Source organism: Pedobacter sp. MC2016-15 (assembly GCF_026239695.1).
Classification (GTDB): Bacteria; Bacteroidota; Bacteroidia; order Sphingobacteriales; family Sphingobacteriaceae; genus Pedobacter.
On sequence record NZ_JAPIVS010000008.1, the window covers coordinates 57129 to 80997 of the forward strand.

Genomic DNA, 23869 nt, shown 5'->3' on the forward strand with positions numbered 1-23869 from the left:
TCGTTAACTCATCCTAAATTAGATAGTTAATTATTTTTCTTTTGATATTTAACAGTATTTAACACTGGTTAATTATCAGATCTCTGGATGTATTGCAGTTCCAAAGCGCAAGTTTATCCACATCGAATGTGAATAAAATTGTTAATTACTGTGGATAAGCACATTCTATTTTCGTGATTTTTATGAATTGTACAGTTCGGATTAAGAGTTTAATATGTATTTTAGGTTAATATTATATTAATTGTTTCCGGATATGCCTGAACTACCAGATTTAGAAGTTTTTAGTCGCAACCTTAATAGCAAGCTCAAAGGCAAACAAGTCAAAGAAGTTATAGTCAGGAATAGTAAGAAACTCCAGGTGCCTGCAGAAGAGTTGCAAAAAGCCATCGAAGGCCAGAAGATTGAAAAGATTTTCCGTAATGGTAAGGAACTTTATTTCGAATTCGCGAATAAAACGGTCCTCAGTATGCATCTGATGCTGAATGGCGAACTTTATTTATCCAGGGATCAGGAAATCCCCAAATATGCAATTATCCAGCTCCTATTGAAAGGAGGCATGGGGCTTACGCTGACCGACTTCAGAGGGCTTGCTCAGGTTTCTTTAAACCCGGAAACCGATCATACACCCGATGCGCTGTCAAGGGAAGTTGATGTGCAGTTTTTGGAAAAGCTTCTTGCAGGAAAAAAGGCAGCCATTAAAAATATTCTGCTTGATCAGCATGTTATACGTGGCATTGGAAATGCCTATGCAGATGAAATCCTTTGGGAAGCCGGAATTTCTCCTTTTGCTGCTGCTAACAAAATTCCTGTCGCAAAAATGAAATCACTGCTGAAGGCTATCCGCCATGTGCTGGAAAATGCAGTGAAGCAGATCAGCAACAGCAGTCCGGGTATAATTACTGGTGAAATGCGCGATTTTCTACGGATACATCATCCCGGGAAAACACACAGCCCTTCCGGCGTACCCATCCTGATTAAGAAAACAGGAGGCAGAAAAACTTATTACACCGATGAGCAGGAAACATATCAATAGTAATTGATACTTGCAGACAGCAGTAAATCAGAAAAAAATTATAACTTCATATGTTATAAAATGAAACCTGACGTTACCGCTCAAAAAAAGAAAAGCCCTGGTGTATTCAGCTTGTTAAAGCCTTACTCACTGATGGTGTCACTGCTCGTTCTCTTTGCCCTGCTGAGCAACGGACTGAATTTGTGGCTGCCTAAATTAATCGGTGGAGGAATTGATGCTTTTAATCATGGCAATTTTGCTTACAAACCTCTGCTGATTAAATTCACTGCTGTATCTTTCATTATCTTCCTTTTTACCTACCTGCAGGGGATTGTACAGACTTATACCTCAGAAAGAGTGGCAAGGGACCTGCGGACCCGCATTGCGCTGAAGATCTCAGAACAAAGTTTTGCCTTTATTGAAAAGGCCAATCCCTCAAAATTGCTGACCAACCTTACATCTGATGTGGATTCCATCAAGCTTTTTGTGGCACAGGCCATCGCTTCGATTGTTTCCTCAATTTTCATTATCATCGGAGCAAGCGTTCTGTTGCTGGGTATCAACTGGAAACTGGGCTTAACGACGATTGCAATTATCCCGATTATAGGAGGGGCTTTTTATATTGTAATGAGAAAGGTCAAATCGCTGTTTAAAAAAAGCAGGGAAGTGATCGACTGGCTCAATAAGGTGATCAATGAAAGTATTCTGGGCTCTGCATTGATCAGGGTTATCAATTCGCAGCAATTGGAATATGATAAGTTTTTTGATGCCAGCAACCGCGCAAAGGATATTGGCCTGAGTATTTTAAGGCTCTTTGGCTGGCTCATTCCGATCATTGTCTTTACAGCAAATATGGCCGGTTTAACCATACTGGCTCTGGGTGGACACTATGTGATCTCGGGCAGCATGACCATTGGAGATTTCGCTGCCTTTAACAGTTATCTCGCTCTGCTGATTTTTCCTATTCTTGTCATTGGCTTTATGAGTAATGTGATTGCCCAGGCGACAGCTTCATTTGGGAGAATCAGTCAGGTGCTTGATGCTCAGGAATTCACGGAAACGGGGCAGTTAACCAGCAGTTTAAGTGGCCGGATTGAGCTCAGGAATGTAAGTGTCAGCTATGGTGAAAAAGCTGCGTTGAAGGATATTTCTTTCCGTGTGACACCGGGAGCTAAAATTGCTGTGATTGGTCCAACAGCTGCGGGAAAAACCCAATTGCTGTATCTGCTCACGGGACTTATCCCTGCAACTTCCGGAGAGATTTTATATGACGGGAATCCTATTGTGGCCTATCAGGCGGAAAGTTTTCACAGTCAGGTGGGCTTTGTTTTCCAGGACAGTATTATGTTCAATATGAGTATCCGAGAGAATATCGCCTTCAGTGACACCGTAACTGATGAGTCGCTCGAAAAGGCAATCGCTACAGCAGAGCTGACAGATTTCATAGCATCACTTGCGAATGGTTTAAATACAAAAGTATCGGAACGTGGATTAAGTTTATCGGGGGGGCAGAAACAGCGTATCATGCTGGCAAGGGCACTGGCTGTTGATCCTAAGATCCTGCTGCTGGATGATTTTACTGCACGGGTAGATCCCCAGACGGAATCAAAGATTCTGGCAAACATTAACAGGAATTATCGGGGATTGACACTGATCTCAGTAACTCAGAAAATTGCGGCTGTACAGCACTATCAGCAGATTATCCTGCTGATGCAAAGCGAAATGCTTGCTGGTGGTACACATCAGGAATTAATGGAGAGTAGCCCTGAGTATGTGCAGATTTTTAACTCCCAGCAGAGCACAAGTAATTACGAATTATAAAATTACCGGTAAGTATGATGAATTATAATCTAAACAGTCTGCCTGCCAATGAGGTAAAACATTCTACCTGGGGGGGATTAAAAAGCCTCTTAAAGCTCGTAGAACAGGAACGAACAACTATCGTTGTGGCAGTCTGTGCAATCTTGCTGAACTCAACACTCAACCTGTTGGGACCTTTCCTGATTGGTATGACTATCGATAAATATATTCAGACCAAACAGTACCACGGTGTTTTGGTGTTTTCAGGAATCTTATTTGCCATGTACAGCGTGGCTTTTGTCAGCAGTTACTTCCAGACGAATCTGATGGGAGGAGTGGGGCAGCGCATTATTTTTGAACTGCGGAACAGCATCTTCAATAAGATTCAGCAGTTGCCGGTGGCATTTTTTAATGAAAATAAGGCGGGCGACCTGATTTCCAGGGTGAATAATGATACAGATAAACTGAGCCAGTTTTTTTCGCAATCGCTGATGCAGTTTATAGGCAGTATTGTGACGATGATAGGTGCAGGAATCTTTTTACTGGTCATCAACATTGAACTTGGTATCGCTACTTTAGTGCCGGCCCTGATCATCTTAATCTTTACCCGCGGGATCTCTCCCTGGGTGAAAAGCAGGAATGCTCTTAACTTAAAGAGCACAGGTAGCATGAGTGCCGAGATACAGGAAAGCCTGAACAATTTTAAGGTAATCATTGCTTTCAACCGCCGGGATTATTTTAAAAAGAGGTTTGATATTGCCAACAAAGAAAATTATCGCACAGCAATCGGTGCAGGTCTCGCAAATAATATTTTTCTGCCTGTGTTCGGTCTGTTTTCTTCGATTGCACAATTAACAGTACTGTCATTTGGAATTTATCTGATAACCCAGGGTGATTTCTCCGTTGGCCTGCTGGTGAGTTATCTGTCTTATGCCACCAACTTTTACAACCCTTTGAGGCAACTCGCATCGTTGTGGACCAGCTTTCAGGTGGCTCTTGCAGGATGGGACAGGATTTCGCAAATTTTGTCGTTGAGCAATAACCTGGTGACGGTTTTTGATCATTCAGCTGAAGAGGAAAATCCTCCTTTGATGGAGTTCAGAAACGTGCATTTTGGTTACCAGGGAGGATTTGAGATCTTGCACAATATCAGTTTCTCTATGCAGAAAGGTAAGACTTATGCTTTAGTAGGACCAACCGGCGGCGGAAAAACTACTACTGCTTCTGTGATGGCGCGTTTATACGACCCTCTACAGGGAACAGTTCTGCTGAAAGGGAGAGATATCCGGAGTTATAGTGATCAGGAACGGGCAGAGAAGATTGGTTTTATCCTGCAGGAACCTTTTCTGTTTAGCGGAACAGTGCGGGAAAACATTCTGTACAGTAATTCAAGATATCATCACTTTACCAACCAGCAGCTCATGGAGGTCCTGGAAGAAGCTAAACTGGAAGCACTGCTCCATACTTTTGATCAGGGACTGGAAAGTCCTGTAGAGTCCGGAGGGGAGAGTCTAAGCATCGGGCAAAAACAGCTGATTGCTTTTATGCGCGCGGTGCTGCGCAAGCCTGAACTGCTGATCCTCGATGAGGCCACCGCCAATATTGACACCATTACGGAGAAGCTGCTGGGGCAAATACTTGATAATCTGCCTGAAGAAACTACCCTAGTAGTAATCGCCCACAGGCTGAATACTATTGAAAATGCCGATGACATCTACTTTATCAACTCTGGAGAAGTTACTCCCGCCGGTTCATTTAAAGAGGCTGTGGATAAACTGATGAATGGAAAGAGACTGAGTTAAACAGTGTTTTCCTGTTCAGTGATCAAACCATCAAAAGATTTGTTGCGGATACGTTCTGCAGATGTTTTGCTGAGCTGTTCCAGCAGGGCACCAATATGTAATGGTTTGGAAAGATAATCATCCATACCAGCCACAAAACAGGCATTTTTATCTTCAGACATCACGTTCGCGGTCATGGCAATGATTTTTGGCTGTAAGCCGGTCGACTGCCTGATCACTCTCGTTGCTTCAAGTCCATCCATTTCCGGCATGAGCACATCCATGAGAATCAGGTCGTAATTTTTGCGTGTATACATTTCCACCGCTTCCCTGCCATTTTGTGCAAAGTCAGGGTCATATCCCAGCTTATTAAGGATTTTCATAGCGAGCTTCAGATTGATAGGATGATCTTCGGCAAGAAGGATCTGTAAAGGATAGCTGATCGCAAAGTCTGCTTTTAATAAGTTTGTGGTTTTTTCTTTTGCCTGGTTAGCAGAAGTTTGAACATGTAAAGTCTGGTGAATAATCCCTCTGAGCTGTTTGGTTTTAGCGGGTTTATTCAGCACTGCTGAGAACAGTTCGGGATATTTATGTTTACTTTCATCCCCAACTGAGCTCAGTAGAATAATTGGAAGGTCTTTATGCGTGGTCCTTATTCTCTGCGCCAGATCTACGCCGTCAATGTCAGGCATTTGCATATCCGTAATGACAAGGTCGAAATTTGAAGCGGCAGAAAGAAGTTCAAGCGCCTGCATTGGTGTATTGCAGATGGTAGGAACAAAGCTCCATAACTCCAGCTGACCTTTCAATATCCTGAGATTGGTATGGTTATCGTCTACCACGAGGACTTTCTTTCCGACATTCTGACCAGGATCATTAAAAGCCGTTAATTGCTGCTCAGCAGTACCGGCCAGTGCCTTTATCGTAAAGGAAAACACAGTTCCATGATGTTCTTTGCTTCTTACGCTGATCGTACCCTGCATCAGGTTCACCAGTTTCTCACTGATGACCAGACCCAGTCCTGTACCTCCAAACTTCCGGGTATTCGAAGAATCTACCTGTGAGAAAGGCTTGAAGAGCTTGGAAAGTTTCTCTTCAGGTATGCCCATACCTGTATCCCTGATTTCGAAAAGGATACTGACCATATCCCCCTCGGCTGCCTGTTGTTTCACGCTGAGGTGGACCTCACCCTGCTTCGTAAATTTCATCGCATTACTGACCAGGTTGATCAGGATCTGGCGGAGCCTGAAACCATCGCCGATGAGGATTTCCGGCAGGTTATGGTCTATTTCATAGAGCAGGTCAAGTTTCTGCACTGCTGCCCGCTTGGTGAAAAGATCGATTACATCCTCGATACATTTTACCAGCTCAAAACTTTGCTCCTCGAGGTCGAGGTGGCCTGACTCAATTTTGGAATAGTCGAGAATATCATTGATCACATTCAGCAGCGCTTCACCACTGGTGCTGATGACATTTACAAAATCACGTTGTTCATCATTCAGAGGCGTTTCTGTGAGCAATGATGTCATGCCCATCACTCCATTCATCGGAGTCCTGATCTCATGGCTCATCGTGGCCAGGAAAATACTTTTCGCCTGTGCTGCCCGTTCGGCATCTTTCCTTGCATCAACAGCCACCTGATTTGACACCTTTAGCTCATTGTTTAACTTTTCAAGAGCCTCCTGATGTTCCTTTTTTTCATTGATATAGGCAAGCATGGCCGACTGGGTGCCGTTATATTTATTTAAGTGGTGCGCCCATAAACCGCATATAAAGAAAATTACTGCTGTCAGTATGATATGGATAAAGATTGTCTGTGACTCCAGGTAGTCGAATGTGGTAAAGTAAACCCCGCCATATCCCACACTTTGGAGATAGTTAAGCCCCAAATGATGTATCGCTACAAAAATGAGCATAGGTACCTGTAACTTCCAGTTCTGATAGGTAATCAGAATAGCACTTCCGATGTAGGCGAAAAAATGCATTTCGAACATGCCATGCATCTGGTATATAAACTGTGCCATGAAAATGCCGAGGCAAACGCTGAGTACATACTGGTAGAGCGTTGAATCGGGCATCAGCCATTTGATGGAATAATAAGCGAGAAGCGTGAGGCCCCCAACACCAATAGCAATATTCCAGGTGTCGTAGAATTGAGCCAGGATCAGCCCAGAGATAAAAAACGCAATCAGGAAATAGTTGATCAGCTTATCTGATCTTTTTTTAACATCAAACCTGTAGGCTTCCAGTGTATCGGTTACGTCATGGAAGGGGTTGCTGAGAGGTATGCCGGCCATTAGTTTACGCAGTTAGGCAAAGTACAACCATAAGCTTTCAGTGCGTACTGATCTAGCCTGAGTGTGGTATTTTTATGCAGAATGTTCATGAGTGCGATATTGGCATAGCTGGTTTTTTTATCGGTGCAGTACCTGCTTTTGTTGTAGTTACCTCTGTAATATAATTTCTTTTCAGCAGTTAGAACCACCGCCTGTGGAGTAGAATATACCCCGCATGACATTGCGATTGTACTGTCAGCTACGATCGGCACGGTGATGCCAAATTTGTTTTGAATATCTGAGGAGGTATAAGGTTTATCAGTCATCAGAACCACAGCAAAGTTCACCTGACTGCGATATGTTTTTACCAGAGATTTAAACTGGTCAATATTGAAGCGTGAACAAGGGCAGTCGGGATTAAAGAAATGTAGAAAAACCGGTTTATCATTATTAAACTGCAGCTTCTGGCGCAGCATGATCTTTTTTCCATTCTGCACAGATTTATAATCAGCAGGAATTGGGGTAGGTAGACTGTATTTCAGTTGATTATGCCAGAAAAAAGCAAAAATGATACCTGCTAACAAGATTAACCAGGTAACAGCAATCCATTTTCTCATGTCAAATGGGAGCTATTAGAGAGCGGAATCGAATTCATAAACACTGGCTAAATATACGAGGTTGGGCAATGTTTAGATTTCTTTTTTTTCAAATAATTGCCAATTTATTGCACGTCAGTCGGATTTCATTCAGGAAATCCTTAAAAATGGATGAAAGGGGTTGACGATCTCGTATTATTTTAGAGATAATTGTTGGATTATTTTATGAAATTCATAATTTTCCCACATTATTCCGAATGATATGCCCGGAATAATGCGTTGCTAAATCCTTTTAAATATTTGAAACGTGATAAGAAAGAAATCTGATATGATGAAAACGACAGTTTTTGCATCACTCGCCTGTCTGCCATTATTATTTAGCGGTTCTGCCCATGCGCAGGATTCTTTTAAAGGCCTGGAGCCGCTTTTTACTGTACCAAAACATTACTCTGCAGGATTTGCTGCCAAGGCACCGGTTATTGACGGAGAACTCAATGATGCCGTATGGTCCAATGTGCCATGGACAGATGATTTTACAGATATTGAGGGCGACAAACAGCCCGAGCCATATTACAAAACAAGGTGTAAAATGGTCTGGGATAAAGACTATCTCTATGTGGCAGCGGTGATCAAAGATCCGGACGTTTGGGCATATGTGAAGAATCATGATGAAGTGGTTTTTCAGGATAATGACTTTGAGATTTTCATAGATCCGGTAAATAATACACATCAGTATTTTGAGATTGAAGTGAATGCAATCAATACCATATGGGATCTGTACCTGCCAAAGGCTTACCGTAACGGAGGGTCAGGGCTGAACAGTTGGGAGTCTGGCGTACGTTCTGCTGTGAAAGTACAGGGTACGCTGAACAGACCCGGGGACAAGGATCAGGGTTGGACGGTAGAACTTGCAATTCCTTATGCACAGCTCAATGTAAAGAAAAGTCCGGAACAGGGAGATTTCTGGAGGATTAACTTCTCACGAGTGCAGTGGGGTACTACAGTGAGTAAGGGTAAATATGTTAGAAATACTGATGCATCAGGAAAGAGACTCCCTGAGCACAACTGGGTATGGTCGCCCCAAGGGCTGATTGCCATGCATTACCCGGAGCGATGGGGATACCTGACTTTTAGTCCTGCTGCGGATGGCGTTTCCCAGAATGACTTTGTGATGCCATACGCAGAGAAGCAACGTAACTATTTATGGCTTACCTACTATCGTCAGCAGGAATATCTGGAAAAAAACGGCAAATATGCAGGATCATTTAAAGATTTGGGGATTAGTCCTGAGTTTGCAATTGATGGGAAGAGCAACCTCCTGGAGATGGAAGCTACCGATCATCAGTTTTACCTGTCTGTAAAATCAAGTGGAGAACGTGTAATCAGTATTAATCAGGAGGGTCTGGTCAAAGTATTAAAATAATGAATACAAGAAGAAATTTTGTTAAATCGGGACTGTTGGCCGGAATTGCGGCTACAGTGCTCCCATTGACAGCAAGTGCAGCGGCATTGTCCGCAGCAGAAAAGAAAAAGTGGAAACACTGGGTGTGGACGAATCCTGATCTGAAAGATAAGGAAGAAGATCTGGCCGTGTTGTACAAAAAATATTATGATGCCGGAATACGCGGAATTTTCTTTGAAGAGGACAGCGAAAAACATTTCCGTGCAGCAAAAGCGCAGAAGCTAGAAGCACATCGATGGATGTGGACGATGAACAGAAGGGTTGAGTCGCTGATGGCCGCACATCCTGAATGGTACGCTGTAAACCGCAAGGGGGAGAATTGTATTACTCATCCACCATATGTAGATTATTATCGCTGGTTATGTCCATCGAAACCAGAAGTACATCAGTATCTTGAAAATGAAGTGCAGCAGATATTGGATAAGGATTACGTAGACGGAATCCACCTTGATTATGTGCGTTACTGCGATGTAATCCTACCCGTAAACCTCTGGGAGAATTACAAGATTGAACAAACTAAAGAACTGCCTGAGTACGATTATTGCTATTGCGATGTCTGTAAGGAAAAATTTAAGGCTTTCAGGGGACAGGCACTCGACAGTGTGGCTTTTCCTGAAGCAAGTCTGTCCTGGAGACAGTACCGGTACAATGCCATCACGACCATTGTCAATAAACTTGCTGCAGTTGCTGCAAAACATAAAAAACAAATTACGGCGGCCGTTTTTCCTACCCCTGAAGTAGCACGCAGAAATGTTCGTCAGGACTGGACCAACTGGAACCTGAGTGGCGTTTGTCCGATGATCTATCACGGGTTTTATAAGGAACCGGTGGAATGGATCGGGGATGCCGTAGCTGAAGGTGTACATTTTCTTGGAGGTAAATTCCCTCTTTATGCCGGTCTTTACCTTCCGGATTTTAAGTCCAATGAAGAACTGAAGCAGGGGATGCAGCATGCGTTAAAACATGGTGCTAAAGGGATTTCGCTTTTTGGGAAGATTGATGAAGAAATATTGGCATCATTAAAATCTGTATCTGATAATAGTTATATTTAAAAATATAATTTTGCACTATGGCTGTAACGAAGTATGCGAAGGAGGATATCATCCCTATTGTAATTCATATTTTGAGTTTTTCTACAGTGAAATTTGCAGAGTACGGATACAAATCTGTGTTGGAAAAGGATATGCCCGAATTGCTGTCCATGGAAGAGGATGACTTTGACGTGAGCCTATATTTTCAGTTGCTGCTGGCTTCTGATGATGATGTTTCCAGGGCAATCAATAAATGTATTGCCCTGATCGATCAGGCTATTGATACCTTTCGTATCATGTATGCCATTGATCTTGAGGAGCTTTATACTGATGAAAGAATACATGAACTGGCAAACCAGATCTATGCGGATCTGTACTACTATGCAGACGGGCTGATTGAGGACAACATCTCTTCTGCTGTAATGGAGCTTCCTTTTACAGCAGCCAATGCTTTCTTCTTTTTATGCAAGCTCATTATAAACCAGGAGATTGATGCTGAGCAGTCTATGGATGAAGGATTTTACGGCACAGGCTGGGAAGAGTTTGAATTTATGGATACTTCGGACAATAATGTAGCCGTTTTATATGACCTGATCCAGGAAATACTTAAAATGAATATCGAGATCAGCGATATTTTTGCCAGTCGGGAATGAGTACTGGCAAATATAAAATACCCTTGATTTATGTTGCGATAGGGATACTCTGGATTGTGTTAAGCGATACGGCAGCTTTGTGGTTGTCTGAGCACATTCCCCGCAGTCTGCTGAATTACCTGAACGTTGGTAAAGGAGTGTTGTTCGTCCTGTGTACAGGCTGGGTGCTATTTGTGCTGATGGATAAAGAGCAAAAAAAACTCATCCATCAGAAGGAACAACATAAGGAACGTGAAGCCGTGATCGGCTTGCAAAATGAAAAGCTGAAAGCCGTATCCTGGTTAAACTCTCATGAGATCCGTAAGCCGGTGGCTTCTATTCTGGCGCTTGCCCAGCTGATGAAAAGTTCTGATAGTGAAGAGGAAAAATCAGAATTGCTCGAACTGCTGCATCGCTGTGCGGTAGATCTGGATGATATTATCCTGGAAATCAATGCTGAAGCATCGGGGCGCAGTGCGGTGAAAAAGAGTTAATTACAACAATATTACTTTCCCCATCTTTATAATCCGTAATTTAGCTTTGCTGAATTGATTTGATTTTCCCACCACTATGAATTATCTCGATACCCCTTTTTTAGTACAGCTGTCCTTTGATGATGTTATAGCTGAATGGGAAAAAGTAGCTGCTGATCAGCGGGGCGGGCGTGCAGGTGAAGCCCGGGCTTTACTGGAGGAGGTCTGCCTACATCCAGAACTGAGAGAGGGACTAAAAAACGAACTCCAGATCACAGAAAATGCGGATTTAATCAGGCGTCTGATGCATGATTATTTTCCGGATGTATTGCGCAACAATGAAATCAAGGCAATCAGTCTTCCCTACAGAAAAGATATATTTAATCATACTGACAGGTTTACCAGCATCCTGGCTGCTGCAGGGCCTGATTTTGAACTCAATATCAGGGATCTGGATCCTTCACAATCATACATTCTCAGCTGCTGCATCATTCTGAACGAATTTTACGGCACACACCTGGATTTTTTTAAACCCCTGTTTTGTGATATCCCAACAGCTGACGGGATCATCAGACATTACAGGATTCTCTACAATGCCGATAACCTGGAAATATCACCAACGGATAAAGCCTTGCCAATCAGTCAGGAGGAGATAGACTTGCTGCTGGATAATTATGATGACATCGACATGTGGCGGGCTAAGTTTCCCAAAGAAAGCTGGCTGCTGCGGGGGTTTTCATTGATTACGCTGGTAGACGTCACGGTCGAAAATGCGGTTTCCATATTTAAGGAGAAACTGCTGGTGCTCAATGCCGGCAATTTTCAGCAAAGTGTGGAAACAATTTTCAGATCAATCTATAAAATTGCTGATATCAGGGTGGGCTTTACGGTATTTAACCGCTACAAGGGAATATTTAAAGCAGCGAACTTTGGCCATAGAATGAAGAGTTTTATCCTTTCTGATGATGAAGATAGCTGCAGCGAAGAAGTGCTCTGTGTAAACTCTTTTCAGGAGCTGATCCGGGGAAAGGAGTTTTTCGCAGTTTCTGACGCTACAGCCTACCTGGCTGCGAATCTGCAGAGCCGCCTTGCAGCACAATTATTGTCACAGGATATTGAAAGTTTTATTCTCGCTCCTGTAACTAAGAATAATAACTTACTGGGGATTCTTGAACTGGTATCTCCGAGAAAAAAAGAACTCAACAGTATCAATGCCAATAAACTGCAGATAGTAATGCCTTTTCTGACTGATTCTATCGACAGGCTGATAGGGGACTTGCAGAACCAGGTACAAGCGTTGATACAGGAGAAATATACGACCATCCACAGTAGTGTATATTGGAAATTTCAGGAAGAAGCGGAGCATATACTTGCCCGTATGAGTCAGGAGAATCCGGATGTGATGGAAGAAATTGTCTTCCCGGATGTTTTTCCGCTCTATGGTCAGGTTGATATCAAGGGATCTTCAGAAGTACGCAACTCGAGTGTGCAGCATGATCTTCAACATCAGCTGAAGAGTTTATTATCTCTGCTGGATGAGATCAAAACTATTTCTCCTGAAGAATCTTTTGATGAAGAAGAACTACAGCTGAATGCATTCCTGAGTGATTTGATCATGCCGCTGAAAGCCAACACGGAACAGTTGATCCATAATTATGTGGTCAACAAAGTTCAGCGCTACCTTCGCCAGCTGAAAGACATCAGACTTAAGCCGCTGATCAATGGTTATTTCTCAGAAGATGAAAAAGAAGGGGGAAGCTTTCATCATCACCGCAGAAAATATGAAACTACTATTGCCACGATCAATGAGAAACTGGCGGCGGTTATAGACCATAGACAGGTGGAGGCACAGGCGATCTTTCCTCATTATTATGAAAGGTTTAAAACTGATGGGGTAGAGCATAACCTTTATCTTGGCGCTACCATCGCTCCGCGGAAGAACTTTCACCTTCAGCTGCTCCACCGGCTGCGTTTGTGGCAGATCAGGGTGTTATGTGAGATGGAAAAGACGCATCATGATCTGAAGGACAGATTACCCTATCCTTTGGAAGTAACTACGCTGATTCTCATTTACAATACGGAGATAGATATACGTTTCAGGATGGATGAGAAACGTTTTGATGTGGATGGCAGTTACAATGCACGTTTTGAGATTGTAAAAAAACGTATTGATAAGGCGCATGTGAAAGACACGGCGGAACGCATAACTGCACCGGGTAAAATTACACTTGTCTATGCCGGCGACAATGAAGAGGACGAGTATATCCGTTATCTGAGGATTCTGCAGGATGAAGAAATTCTGGAGGAGGGGCTGGAGCTCTTTGAGGTGGAGGATTTACAGGGTGTTTCAGGGTTAAAGGCATTACGTGCAAAAATTGCGCACTAGGCGCAATTTCTTAGCCGGGCTCAAATTCCAGAGATACAGAATTCATGCAAAATCTTTTAAAGGTAGGTGCAGGGCCATCATTGAAAATGTGTCCGAGGTGGGAGTCGCACCTACCACAGGTCACTTCAATCCGGCGCATGCCGTAAGTATTGTCTTCTTTATAAATCACACTGTTGGGCTTGATGGCTTCAAAAAAGCTGGGCCATCCGCAGCTGCTGGCAAACTTTGCATCAGATTTAAACAGGTGATTTCCGCAAACCGCGCAATAATAATCTCCGATTTCGTCACTATCCCAGTATTTACCGGTAAAGGCGCGTTCTGTAGCCTGCTCCCTTGATACAGCATAAAGATCTGCCGGCAGGATCTTTTTCCATTCAGAATTGTCTACATGAAGAATGGTGTCGTCTGTTCTCGAATAATATGGGTTCTCTCTTTGTGTCGTATCCATGATCAATATATTTTATATATACTTTAACCACCACTGATTATGCTTTGTTTTATATCTTTTGAACCATAAACAAGGCAGGTACAGCGAAGCTACAACAAATAACCAAATGGCATAAACTACCGGCAACTGAAAACCAAATCCTGCAGGCTTGAAAAATATGGGTGACTGTATAATATCTTTTACCTGGTATCCGCTCAGGAAAAAAGCAACTGCAAGAAGTAAATGGAGGTAGTAGAAATGTGCCACATAATAAAAGAAGGGTACATTACCATAAACAGCTATGACCCGGGTAACCTTGTTGGATACATTTTCCAGCGCTGCCAGGATCAGGAGTGCAGGCCCTATGGTCATACAGAAAAATAACAGGGAAGGAGGATATTTACTCAGGTTCATAAAGGAAAATACATTTTGGATGAACGTCGGATATTCCTGATGTGGAGCGGGATCGCCATACACATTTATTGTCCTGAGGATGATAAAAATCAGGCATAATGCCAGGCCTGACCTGATCAGGTATTTCCTTCTTGTGATCTCACTAAAGTCTTTTTGATACCATGTACCGGCAGCATAACCGAGAAACATCATACCCGTCCATGGGAGTACGGCGTAAAAAAAGCCGATCAGATGTGTTGGCGAGAGGGGTAGAATAGTTGCTGCACCTGTAAAAAATATTTTGATGAGAAATGCGGGGGTACCTGTCTGAGGGAGATCTGCAAAGTCGAGGAGATTATGCCCAAAGACGATTAGCATACCCAGGACGGTAACCACTTTCCCGGAGATTTTGCTAAAGATGCCCAGCAGGATCATACTCCAGCCGATAGACCAGAATACCAGCAGAAAAATAAAAGAATAAACAGGATTGAAGGTCAGTGCAAAGGTCATGATGATGATCTCAGCGAAGATGAGCCACAGGCCTCTTTTGATCATAAAGATACTTGCCTGCGAGGAGTCTTTTTGTTGTGAGGAGAGGAAGACTGAGATGCCCGAAAGAAAAATAAATATTGGTGCACAGAAATGGGTAATCCACCTCGTGAAGTACAAACCTGCATGTGTAGTTGCAGGATTAAGCGGATCTGCTGAAGCCGCCGAAATATGAAAGAAGTCCCTGGTGTGGTCTAAAGCCATGATGATCATCACAAGGCCCCTCAGGATATCGATGGATTGGATACGGGTAGTCTTTTCCATAAGTTCTGATTAAAATAATGCTGATGAATTATTTCTACAAATTAAATGTTTTTATCTTAATATAAACTTTATATAGGTGGTATATTTTTAGGCAACCAACTATTAACTTCTATGAAGATAAGTTCTCAGGTGCTTAGATGGCTGATGGCAGGCCTTTCGCTGCTCGGTAGCATGGGCTGCCGCAAGGCAAATCACCGCCCTGAATTTCCTTCTGGATCTTCCGAAAGCGTCAACTCCTGGGTCCTGGACAGCATGCAGGTTTATTATTACTGGAATGCTGCTTTACCAGACTATATTAAATTTAAACAAAAACCTGCAGATTTTTTTAAGAAGATCATTGATCACTCAGATCGTTTCTCAGCACTGGTAAATCCTGACCTTCCGGAGAGTTACCCTCCCTCACTGGTACATACGATGGGCTTCGACCTGATTAGCGTGCAGAATGGTGACGGAACCGTAGCCACAATGGTCAGTCTTGTCGTTCCCGGAGCAGATGCCGATGTTAAAGGTCTGCACAGGGGAGATATGATTAAAACTATTGATGGAGTTACTCCAACAGCGGCAAATATCAGTACACTGACAGCAAAGGTAATTGAAAGCCGGACTGCCGTACTGCAAATTGCAGATGGGGCGGCCCCCCTAACTATCGGGCGACTTAGAAACAGCGAACCGCCTGTCTATCTCTATAAAGTATTACATTCCGGAGCGAAGAGTTATGGGTACCTTTTTTTGAATTCTTTCGAAGATGCCGCGCTGAATCCGCTACTGGAGTCATTTAGCTATTTTAAGCAGCAGCAGGTGCAGGAACTGATACTGGATCTTCGCTATAATCCTGGCGGCAGTGTCCCTGTTGCGGCTGCGCTTGCTTCCATGATCGCAGGATCTGCCAGGGAAACTGATGTTTTTGTGGATTACCGGGGCAATTCCAAAGCAGGTGTAAAGAAAAGGAGTTTCGCGGATGAACTGGCAAGACTCCCTCAGAGCATCAGGAAAAGTTTTGCGCAACTCAGCGCGTACCGGCTCGGGATTAACAGGATATTTATCCTTAGCGGAAACCATACCGCATCCGCTGCCGAACTGACCATTAATGCTTTAAAGCCCTATTTGAACGTCATCCAGCTCGGGGGGAAAACCTTGGGCAAAGACATGGCCAGCTTTGTGATCAAAGATTACCGCAATCCCCAGGTAGTGCCCAAATGGGAGATTTATCCGATGGTGTTCAAGTTGTACAATGCCGCAGGCAAAGGTGATTACAGCAGCGGGCTGGTTCCGGATCAACCGGTAGAGGAACTTTCAGTATTGCCCTTCAAACCTTTCGGTGATCTCAGTGATCCACTGATCAGGCAATGTTTGGTTGTCTCGGGAGGAGCAGTAATATCCGCTTCAAGGAAGAGTTCTGAAGTAAACTCCCGGACTTTAATATTTGATTCAAGGGAGATAGTTGATAGGAGGTCCGGAATAAGGATTTCAAAAAACTAAAAATATGTATTCATTTAAGTTAACATTTATTTAATCTTTGGTTGATGTGTTGCTTCATATTCAAACTTAAATTTGCAGTGTATGACTGTGTTATCTAAAAGTAAGATTCTGGATTTCATTGCGGGCGACGAAACTGCCTTTGCCCATATCTATAACCTGTATTACAGGGATATTAAGTCGTACTGCTTTAAGCATACGCGCTCTGCTGAAACTGCTGAAGAACTGGTCAGCGATGTGTTTCTCCGCTTTTGGGAAGCACGTGCACAGTTTGACCCTGAACGTGATGTAAAACCATACCTGCTTACGATTACGAAAAATGTAACTTTCAGCTGGCTGAAGAGAATGCTTAGTGACCAGAAGATGAAATCTGAATTTCGGGGACGCTATCTTTCTGATCAGGATGCTGCCAACCAGGATGTGGTCATGACCGCCGCTATGGATCTGAGCGTATTGCGCGGAATCATTGGACAGCATATGCCGCTGAAGAGGAAACAGGTGTTTGAGCTCTGTAAAATCGATGGTCTCTCGTACGCCGAAGCGGCCAATGTCCTTGCCATCAGTAAAGAAACGGTAAAAGAGCACATGAGTCTGGCAAAAAAAGATATGAACAGACTCGCGGATGCCGCAGATTATCTTTATCTTCTGATACCTGTTGTGGCTGCAGTAAATTATTTTTTTTAAACTGATCCCCCCTACGCCTGATGCTCAGTAGTATATAGGAGTATGAAGTTGAGTGATAAAAAGAATCTCTATCAAAGATTTTTGAATAAAGAATTAGATACAGCAGAGCTGGATGAGTTTTTCCAGTTGGTGGAGAACGGGGAATTTGACGAAGATTACCTGGAGGTAATGCCGGATCTGGATGAAGAAGGAAGTGTCGCTGCGCCTGTGGTACAAAAACCTGTATTCAAATTTTTCAGCAGAATCGCGATCGCTGCGTCACTGCTCCTCGTTGCCGGTTTTGGCTACTGGTCTTACCGCAAGGCTGAAAATATCAAACAACAATCAACATATACCGTCGTACAGGTTCCTGTAGGTTCCATGAAGATCATTACCTTGAAGGATCATTCTGTCATTACGCTCAATTCCGGATCTGTCTTCAAATATCCTGCTGCTTTCGCCGATCATCACCGCCGGGTATTTCTTTTGAAGGGGAAAGCCTTTTTCCAGGTGGCTAAAGATACAACCAAACCATTTACCGTCTTCTCTGCCAAATTATCTACTACCGTTCTCGGTACTTCCTTCACAGTGGAAAACTACCGTAACTATGGTGTGGAGAAAATACGCCTTTTTACAGGAAGGGTGCAAATAGGCAGCAGGGATAAAGATTTTGCACCGGTGCTGCTCAATCCTGGTCAGCAATATATCCAAAGTGGCCTTTCCGGTATCAAATCTATTTTTACGAATACCACTGAAGTTAAGCCACATTCGGAAGATGGTACGCTGGAATTTGATGGTACCACGCTTTCTGAAGCCTTAATTCGGGTAGCTGACTATTACAATACTGATTTGCATTTTGACCAGCACCAGCTGTCATCCTTTGCCATTAGTGGCAGGTTCAGCAATGAACCCATCGAAGATGTGCTGCATACATTACTATTTACTCACCATTTAAAGTTTAAAAAAATCCCTGAGGGGTATCGGATTATGAAATAAGGCAGCAATAGATCAGGTACAACCTGAAAATAAGAAGGAGTACTGCTGGCGGCAGTACTCCTCTTAATTATCGGCAAAGCCGACAAAAAACAATGATAAATTACGATTCACAGGCGCAATAAACCATTCCAAAAGTATGATTATATCTTTACTGTCCAAAAAAAAATATGCAGTATATCCTAATAAAAATCTAAAACTTATAACTTTTTTAATAGTTTTTTTATCAATTAACAAGCTTTCCAAAAGTTTTGCTCAGTCTGGTAACATCTCTCTAAATTACAAGAGCTGTAATGCGCAGCAGTTGTTAAAGGAGCTGGACCGGCAGTCTCCATATACTTTCTTTTTTGATCCCGGTCAAATGAGTGGGCTGCAGCTGCAGAATATCAGTTACAAAAACACCCCAATCAAAGCAGTGCTGGAAGATCTGGAGAAAAAAACAAATCTTAGCTTTTCAATACTCAATTCGAATATCTCTGTAAGGCTGGTTGCAAAGATTCCAGTAAAAAAGCAGGAGCCGGGCAAACTCAGCGGCAAAATCACAGATGAAAAGGCACAGGATTTTCCAAGTGCGGGGATCCGGGTTGCGGAGCTGGGCAGGGGCATGCAGAGTTCCCTTGACGGAACGTATACGCTTGAGCTTCCTCCCGGAACCTATACCCTCGAAATTAGCTATGTCTCGTACCAAACCCAGCGAATAACAGGTGTGCAAATCAAACCGGGGGCGGTAACTAAACTGGATGTTTCCATGAAACCTGCAGCTAATGCGCTGAAGGAAGTAGTGGTTACGTCTGGTTTTCAACGTGCTTCAGCAGCTGGATTGTATGCAAGACAAAAAAATGCTGCTGGTATCACCGATGGTATTTCTGAGGCCCAAATTGCCCGAACACCTGATAACAACGTAGGGGCGGTGTTAAAAAGAGTCAGTGGGTTAAACGTGGTGGATAACCGATATGTAGTAGTTCGTGGTTTGAGCGATCGCTATAACCAGGCCCAGATTGATGGGGTAACGCAGCCGAGTACGGAGATGAACCAGCGGAATTTTGCGTTTGATGCGATTCCGGCGGAGATTGTGAGTAGTGTAGTCGTAAACAAAACAGCGACGCCGGATCTGTCTTCAGAATTTGCCGGTGGTCAGGTTAGTGTGAATACTTTAGATGTACCGGTACAGAATTTCACGCAGTTCCAAATCGGCACAGGTTACAATACCAACACCATAGGAAAAGATTTTATCCAGGCCGGCAAAAGGGGCGGGGCAGAGTTTTTTGGTTTTCCTGCTAGCGGACACAAGCTGGCGCCAGGTATGAAAAGCTGGAATTTTAGTACTATCCCTATTGCTCCCGCGTATACTGTTGCACAAAGCAGAACATTTGATCCGGAGGGATTCAGGATGTACAGATATGGTTTCCAGCCCAACCAAAATTATAGGTTCAGCTTTGGTCGTGTCTATCCGCTAAAAAACAATCTGAATTTTGGTTTTGTGGGTGGTGCAACTTTACGAAATAGTCAGGAAATAAATGAGTATATCAGTAGAAGGGCCGGTGCGCAGCCCACATATATCGATAGTGTAAATCACCGTCAGAACGGAATAATCTACAAATTCAACTCTATGCTCAGCGGTTTGCTAAATCTTGGTCTGCAAGGAAAAGCATTTAAGCTAAGTTTCAGGAACCTGTATTCTCATACTTACAAAAATGACAACTATACTTATGAAAGTGCAGATCCTGATAACCTAAGTAATACTTCGCCTGACTTCAGAATAAAGTTTAACCTACAGTCTCCGGAAAGCACCACCATTTTACAACACAAATTGGAGGCTGAGCATAATATTGGCGAAAGTGGTATCAAATTTTCCTGGAATGCCTCCTATACGAGTGTCAGGCAGACAATAGATGACCGGCGCAGATCCAAAGCGAGGGGCTCAGGAAAAATTAATGGTATTCAATACTTTCAGCGTCATGTTGTGAATAATCCTTCCGCCATGGATGGAGATGCAGATTACCGTCTTTATATGGATACCAAAGAAAAAGATTACAATTGGGGGGCTAATCTATCAAGGAGCTTTGACGTTTTAAATGATAAAATCCTGTTCAAAATCGGTTATAGCGGCTTTAATAAAAAGCGTAAGCTAAAAAATACCACGGCAGAAATATACAGTACAGATAGGGCGGTAATTCCTGTGGGCCCCTATGAATACAGTTTGCGGCCTGACAAAGTCGGAACAGGACCAGGACAAATATTTTACTATATACCCGGAAACAGTGGTTCCCAATTCGATGGTGTGGCAACATCGAATAGTGCTTATGCGATGCTTGATCAACATTTTTTTAAGAAAATCAGGCTAGTATATGGGGTTAGAATGGAATCCTACAATCTGGCTAACTTGTATTATGCTAATCCGGATTCTATAGCGGGGACTAACAAGGATGTACGGAAGAATTATTTGCCTTCGGTAAATGCAACTTATAGCATCACGGAAAATATGAATCTCAGGGCCTCGTATGCAGCTACCGTCGTTAGGCCTGATTTCAGGGAAACTTCGAATTTTAACTTGTATGATCCTGTGCTCGACGCAACGATTCAGGGAGCAAATGTGATAAGTACGCTCATCAAAAATACGGATATAAGATATGAATGGTATCCGACACCTGGGGAGATCATTTCTATTTCAGGATTTTATAAAAGATTTGATAAACCAATAGAACTCGTTTTTCTTCAGGAGGGAATTGTAGACCGTTATGCATTTCAGAATCAGAAGTCGGCCACAAACTATGGTCTTGAAATGGAAGTCCGAAAATCACTGGCCTTTATTTCTGACCTGTCCTGGCTTAAATATTTAACGATTTTTGGAAATGGTACCATCATCAGATCAAAGGTTAATGCATTAGTCTACACGGGTACTCCAGATAAGCCTATAGTGCAGGAGGGTAAATTTAAAAGACCGCTTTTCGGCCAGTCACCCTGGATTGTAAACGCCGGTATCACTTATTCCAGAGAGCAGTATGGATTGAATCTGGTTTATAACAGATCTGGGTACCGCACCTATACCGTTCATAATTCACCAAGCCAGGTCGAATACGAAATGGGACGAAATCTGGTGGATTTGCAGTTGTTTACCAGGATTTTTAAGCAAAAAGCTGAGTTGAAACTCAATATCGCCAATCTTTTAAATGCTAAAAGTTTCTATTATCAGAATTGGGAAGGATATGATGGTGGAGGTTCTGGAGGGGTGACCACCTTAAAACCGGGAAAGTCTGATAAATACAAAAAGGAAGAGGGAGATTATATTAGCTACAGGATTAACTACGGCACTAACGTAAGTATGGCTTTTACTTATAAATTCTAAGTATTTAAGGTAAACGTCTGATTGTTAGATAAAAATTAATATTAAATTAACATAAATGTATATTAAATTAAATATTGTTCTATTAAATTTATGATATAACAAAAACCATAAACCAATTAAAAAACAATGAAACAATTCACAAAACAAGCACTGGCGATTGTAGCAATTGCCGCATTTGCAGTAGCAGGATGTAAGAAAGGCGCTGACGGGAATTTTGATCGTTCAAACGGAGCTGGCGGGCCCTTTGACGGAGCAGACTCAGTAATCACCGGAAACATTACTGCAAGCAGAACATTAAGTCCTGGTAAAGTTTACAAATTAAATGGCGTAGTTTATGTAACTGGCGGAGCAAAACTAACCATCAAACCAGGCACCGTAATCACCCGTGGAGAAACTGTAAACTACAAAGTTGATCCTGCAACATCAGTTATCAATGCAATTGCAGGAGTTTTGGTAATCACAAAAGATGCGACAATTGATGCAGTGGGTACGCCTACACAGCCAATTGTATTTACTACGCCAAATGACATCGGTTCACGTGTAGCAGGTGATTTTGGTGGTGTAATCATCCTGGGTGAGTCAACTACAAACAAACCAACGGATCAGATTATTGAAGGTTTACCAAGGTATGATGCCAATGGAATTTCTTTAGGTGTCGATATTACTTATGGTGGTTCAATCCCTGCTGATAACTCAGGAAGATTCAGGTATGTACGTATCGAGTACGCTGGTTATAAACTGGCAGAGAATAACGAAATCAACGGTCTGACGCTGGGTGGAGTAGGATCAGATACACAATTGGATCACGTTCAGGTTTCATGGGGTGCTGACGATGCCTTTGAATTCTTCGGTGGTACAGTAAATGCAAGTTACCTGGCTGCAGTTGGAAATGATGATGATGATTTTGATACTGATTTCGGTTACAGCGGCAGCATTCAGTATGCATTTGGGTTGAAAGATCCTTCATCTACACATAGTTCAAGTGGTACTGTATCAGATTCTAACGGTATCGAATCTGATAACGACGGAACGGGTTCATCGGCCCCTCCAAGGACAAAACCTGTCTATTCAAACTTTACTTTGCTTGGATATGCTGCGCAAACTACAAGTCTTCGTTCCGGAAATCGCTGGAGAAGAAATACTGACCTTTCAATCAGCAACTCGATCATTGCCGGTTACAATACAGGTGCTGAATTTGAAGCCGGAGGACCAGCCGCCAGTGCAACAGGATTTGTAAATAACAAGCTTCATGGTTACACAGTGGCTTCCGCTACCACTTTACCAACATCAAACAGTTTGTCAACAGCTGCCGATGCTACCTCATTTATAGACCTTGGTGGTACTACGGCTAATCCATTGAGTCCGTTCTATTCGTCAGCAGTACGCGGAACGTATACTGTACGGAACTTACTGGCCAGAACGGATAATACAAAAGGTGCAGTGATTGTTTCAAACCTATCAAACTGGAATTCAGGATGGTTGAATTTCAATTTCCAGGAAAGTTATGACTAATCAGTCAAAAGTAATTTAGAAATTTTATACAGGAATAGCTTGTCCTCATTTGAGGACTGCTATTCCTTATTCGTGCATTATGAGAATAAATTTATACCTAACACTATGTCTTCTCGTCTGCTGCATTTTGTTTTCCTGCTCTAAGGGAAGTCCGGTAGACGAGCCAGCATTTGGTGGTTTATTGTTAACACATTTCACTTTCGAAAAAATAGATGCTATTGCCGGCGATGATCAGAAAGCTCTGCTGCCAGGTAGTAATGTGAACTTAGTATCGGGTAAAAACCGGTTCAGATTTTATAATAATGAGGTTTTACTATTGGATACCATGCTCAATGTCAAACCATTTGTGGTGACAAACTACTATGTATTCAAACCCGGGGATAGGGATCAGCTCAAAATTCTGGACAGGCAGTTCAACGGATTGGAACATGAGAGTTTGCCAGATTCGGGTTCAGTAAAATTCAGCCTTGCCAATTTAAATTACGCCTTACCTGACAAAGTCAATATTGTCCTGAGCACCATCACCTATGTAAATGGCATAGCAAGGGAAATACAGGCTGGTGAATTCCTGAATGTTTCCAGATCATTTTCATCCTTCCAAAAAGTTCTGATAGGAAAAGGTCAGATAGTGGGCTCGACGGAACTCATAAAAATCACGGTAAAGGACCTCAATCAGAATGTGATAGCTACTTCTTCGGTGACATTTCCGGTCGGTCCGGGAAACCTATTGACAAGTTCCGTATTTCTCATCTATATCGGTGTCAATAATGCATCGACCATTTTGATGAGCAAATAGA

18 protein-coding genes are annotated in these 23869 nt (G+C 42.8%); 14 read left to right on the forward strand and 4 right to left on the reverse strand.

Annotation, left to right across the window (positions count from 1 at the left end):
- Nucleotides 1-253: 253 nt before the first annotated feature.
- The 3 genes from OQY15_RS20165 to OQY15_RS20175 are packed head-to-tail and all read left to right on the forward strand — an operon-like array spanning nucleotide 254 to nucleotide 4614.
- Nucleotides 254-1033 (forward strand): DNA-formamidopyrimidine glycosylase family protein, encoded by a 780-nt coding sequence (locus tag OQY15_RS20165; RefSeq protein ID WP_265793767.1) that lies wholly within the window; start codon nucleotides 254-256, stop codon nucleotides 1031-1033.
- A 60-nt stretch (nucleotides 1034-1093) separates the two neighbouring features.
- Entirely contained in the window at nucleotides 1094-2833 is a 1740-nt protein-coding gene (locus tag OQY15_RS20170; protein WP_265793768.1) for an ABC transporter ATP-binding protein, read from the forward strand.
- Nucleotides 2834-2847: 14 nt separating this feature from the next.
- Entirely contained in the window at nucleotides 2848-4614 is a 1767-nt protein-coding gene (locus OQY15_RS20175) for an ABC transporter ATP-binding protein (RefSeq protein ID WP_265793770.1), read from the forward strand.
- Here the strand turns inward: OQY15_RS20175 and OQY15_RS20180 are convergent.
- Together OQY15_RS20180 and OQY15_RS20185 are read right to left on the reverse strand one after the other, a co-directional pair.
- Nucleotides 4611-6890, reverse strand: a complete 2280-nt coding sequence (locus OQY15_RS20180) for a response regulator (protein WP_265793772.1) — start codon at nucleotides 6888-6890, stop codon at nucleotides 4611-4613. The genes OQY15_RS20175 and OQY15_RS20180 overlap by 4 nt on opposite strands.
- Nucleotides 6890-7486: a redoxin domain-containing protein gene (locus OQY15_RS20185; RefSeq protein ID WP_265793773.1), complete on the reverse strand. Its 597-nt coding sequence runs from the start codon at nucleotides 7484-7486 to the stop codon at nucleotides 6890-6892. Before OQY15_RS20185 ends, OQY15_RS20180 begins: the two co-directional genes overlap by 1 nt.
- A 307-nt stretch (nucleotides 7487-7793) precedes the next feature.
- Between OQY15_RS20185 and OQY15_RS20190 the strand changes: the two genes are divergently transcribed.
- The 5 genes from OQY15_RS20190 (at nucleotide 7794) to OQY15_RS20210 (ending at nucleotide 13449) form a co-directional block, all read left to right on the forward strand.
- The gene (locus tag OQY15_RS20190; protein WP_265793774.1) at nucleotides 7794-8888 is read left to right on the forward strand and encodes a carbohydrate-binding family 9-like protein; all 1095 of its coding nucleotides are present in this window, start codon (nucleotides 7794-7796) and stop codon (nucleotides 8886-8888) included.
- The gene (locus OQY15_RS20195; protein ID WP_265793775.1) at nucleotides 8888-9979 is read left to right on the forward strand and encodes a family 10 glycosylhydrolase; all 1092 of its coding nucleotides are present in this window, start codon (nucleotides 8888-8890) and stop codon (nucleotides 9977-9979) included. The genes OQY15_RS20190 and OQY15_RS20195 overlap by 1 nt, the downstream gene beginning before the upstream one ends.
- 17 nt (nucleotides 9980-9996) lie before the next feature.
- Nucleotides 9997-10611, forward strand: a complete 615-nt coding sequence (locus OQY15_RS20200) for a hypothetical protein (protein WP_265793776.1) — start codon at nucleotides 9997-9999, stop codon at nucleotides 10609-10611.
- Entirely contained in the window at nucleotides 10608-11084 is a 477-nt protein-coding gene (locus OQY15_RS20205) for a histidine kinase dimerization/phospho-acceptor domain-containing protein (RefSeq protein ID WP_265793777.1), read from the forward strand. Before OQY15_RS20200 ends, OQY15_RS20205 begins: the two co-directional genes overlap by 4 nt.
- A gap of 76 nt (nucleotides 11085-11160) precedes the next feature.
- Nucleotides 11161-13449, forward strand: a complete 2289-nt coding sequence (locus OQY15_RS20210) for a GAF domain-containing protein (RefSeq protein ID WP_265793778.1) — start codon at nucleotides 11161-11163, stop codon at nucleotides 13447-13449.
- 10 nt (nucleotides 13450-13459) lie between these two features.
- Here the strand turns inward: OQY15_RS20210 and msrB are convergent, their stop codons facing one another.
- Together msrB and OQY15_RS20220 are read right to left on the reverse strand one after the other, a co-directional pair.
- Nucleotides 13460-13897 carry a peptide-methionine (R)-S-oxide reductase MsrB gene (gene msrB, locus OQY15_RS20215; protein WP_265793780.1) on the reverse strand — a complete coding sequence of 146 codons (438 nt, stop codon included), beginning with the start codon at nucleotides 13895-13897 and terminating at the stop codon, nucleotides 13460-13462.
- Nucleotides 13898-13909: 12 nt separating this feature from the next.
- A complete protein-coding gene (locus OQY15_RS20220) occupies nucleotides 13910-15082 on the reverse strand; it encodes a heparan-alpha-glucosaminide N-acetyltransferase domain-containing protein (RefSeq protein ID WP_265793782.1) in 1173 nt (390 codons plus the stop codon).
- A gap of 111 nt (nucleotides 15083-15193) precedes the next feature.
- On the opposite strand from OQY15_RS20220, the gene OQY15_RS20225 reads away from it, so the two are divergent.
- The 6 genes from OQY15_RS20225 to OQY15_RS20250 all read left to right on the forward strand — a co-directional run bounded on the left by OQY15_RS20225 (nucleotide 15194) and on the right by OQY15_RS20250 (nucleotide 23868).
- Complete coding sequence (locus OQY15_RS20225; RefSeq protein WP_265793783.1) at nucleotides 15194-16561, forward strand: S41 family peptidase; 1368 nt, start codon at nucleotides 15194-15196, stop codon at nucleotides 16559-16561.
- 81 nt (nucleotides 16562-16642) lie between these two features.
- Complete coding sequence (locus OQY15_RS20230; RefSeq protein WP_265793784.1) at nucleotides 16643-17242, forward strand: sigma-70 family RNA polymerase sigma factor; 600 nt, start codon at nucleotides 16643-16645, stop codon at nucleotides 17240-17242.
- An 81-nt stretch (nucleotides 17243-17323) separates the two neighbouring features.
- On the forward strand, nucleotides 17324-18217 hold the full coding sequence (locus OQY15_RS20235; RefSeq protein ID WP_265793785.1) for a FecR domain-containing protein: 894 nt from the start codon (nucleotides 17324-17326) through the stop codon (nucleotides 18215-18217).
- Between the two features lie 301 nt (nucleotides 18218-18518).
- Entirely contained in the window at nucleotides 18519-21560 is a 3042-nt protein-coding gene (locus OQY15_RS20240; protein ID WP_265793786.1) for a TonB-dependent receptor, read from the forward strand.
- 126 nt (nucleotides 21561-21686) lie between these two features.
- Nucleotides 21687-23072 (forward strand): hypothetical protein, encoded by a 1386-nt coding sequence (locus OQY15_RS20245; protein WP_265793787.1) that lies wholly within the window; start codon nucleotides 21687-21689, stop codon nucleotides 23070-23072.
- A gap of 79 nt (nucleotides 23073-23151) precedes the next feature.
- On the forward strand, nucleotides 23152-23868 hold the full coding sequence (locus OQY15_RS20250; protein ID WP_265793789.1) for a hypothetical protein: 717 nt from the start codon (nucleotides 23152-23154) through the stop codon (nucleotides 23866-23868).
- The last annotated feature ends 1 nt before the right edge of the window (nucleotide 23869 follow it).

What these genes read in the sequence shown, in the direction of transcription:
- msrB (WP_265793780.1), bottom strand. Translation starts at nt 13,897, where the DNA reads ATGGATACGACACAAAGAGAGAACCCATATTATTCGAGAACAGACGAC.
- OQY15_RS20220 (WP_265793782.1), bottom strand. Translation starts at nt 15,082, where the DNA reads ATGGAAAAGACTACCCGTATCCAATCCATCGATATCCTGAGGGGCCTT.
- OQY15_RS20230 (WP_265793784.1), top strand. Translation starts at nt 16,643, where the DNA reads ATGACTGTGTTATCTAAAAGTAAGATTCTGGATTTCATTGCGGGCGAC.
- OQY15_RS20175 (WP_265793770.1), top strand. Translation starts at nt 2,848, where the DNA reads ATGATGAATTATAATCTAAACAGTCTGCCTGCCAATGAGGTAAAACAT.
- OQY15_RS20205 (WP_265793777.1), top strand. Translation starts at nt 10,608, where the DNA reads ATGAGTACTGGCAAATATAAAATACCCTTGATTTATGTTGCGATAGGG.
- OQY15_RS20165 (WP_265793767.1), top strand. Translation starts at nt 254, where the DNA reads ATGCCTGAACTACCAGATTTAGAAGTTTTTAGTCGCAACCTTAATAGC.
- OQY15_RS20180 (WP_265793772.1), bottom strand. Translation starts at nt 6,890, where the DNA reads ATGGCCGGCATACCTCTCAGCAACCCCTTCCATGACGTAACCGATACA.
- OQY15_RS20195 (WP_265793775.1), top strand. Translation starts at nt 8,888, where the DNA reads ATGAATACAAGAAGAAATTTTGTTAAATCGGGACTGTTGGCCGGAATT.
- OQY15_RS20250 (WP_265793789.1), top strand. Translation starts at nt 23,152, where the DNA reads ATGAGAATAAATTTATACCTAACACTATGTCTTCTCGTCTGCTGCATT.
- OQY15_RS20185 (WP_265793773.1), bottom strand. Translation starts at nt 7,486, where the DNA reads ATGAGAAAATGGATTGCTGTTACCTGGTTAATCTTGTTAGCAGGTATC.
- OQY15_RS20210 (WP_265793778.1), top strand. Translation starts at nt 11,161, where the DNA reads ATGAATTATCTCGATACCCCTTTTTTAGTACAGCTGTCCTTTGATGAT.
- OQY15_RS20225 (WP_265793783.1), top strand. Translation starts at nt 15,194, where the DNA reads ATGAAGATAAGTTCTCAGGTGCTTAGATGGCTGATGGCAGGCCTTTCG.
- OQY15_RS20245 (WP_265793787.1), top strand. Translation starts at nt 21,687, where the DNA reads ATGAAACAATTCACAAAACAAGCACTGGCGATTGTAGCAATTGCCGCA.
- OQY15_RS20190 (WP_265793774.1), top strand. Translation starts at nt 7,794, where the DNA reads ATGATGAAAACGACAGTTTTTGCATCACTCGCCTGTCTGCCATTATTA.
- OQY15_RS20200 (WP_265793776.1), top strand. Translation starts at nt 9,997, where the DNA reads ATGGCTGTAACGAAGTATGCGAAGGAGGATATCATCCCTATTGTAATT.
- OQY15_RS20170 (WP_265793768.1), top strand. Translation starts at nt 1,094, where the DNA reads ATGAAACCTGACGTTACCGCTCAAAAAAAGAAAAGCCCTGGTGTATTC.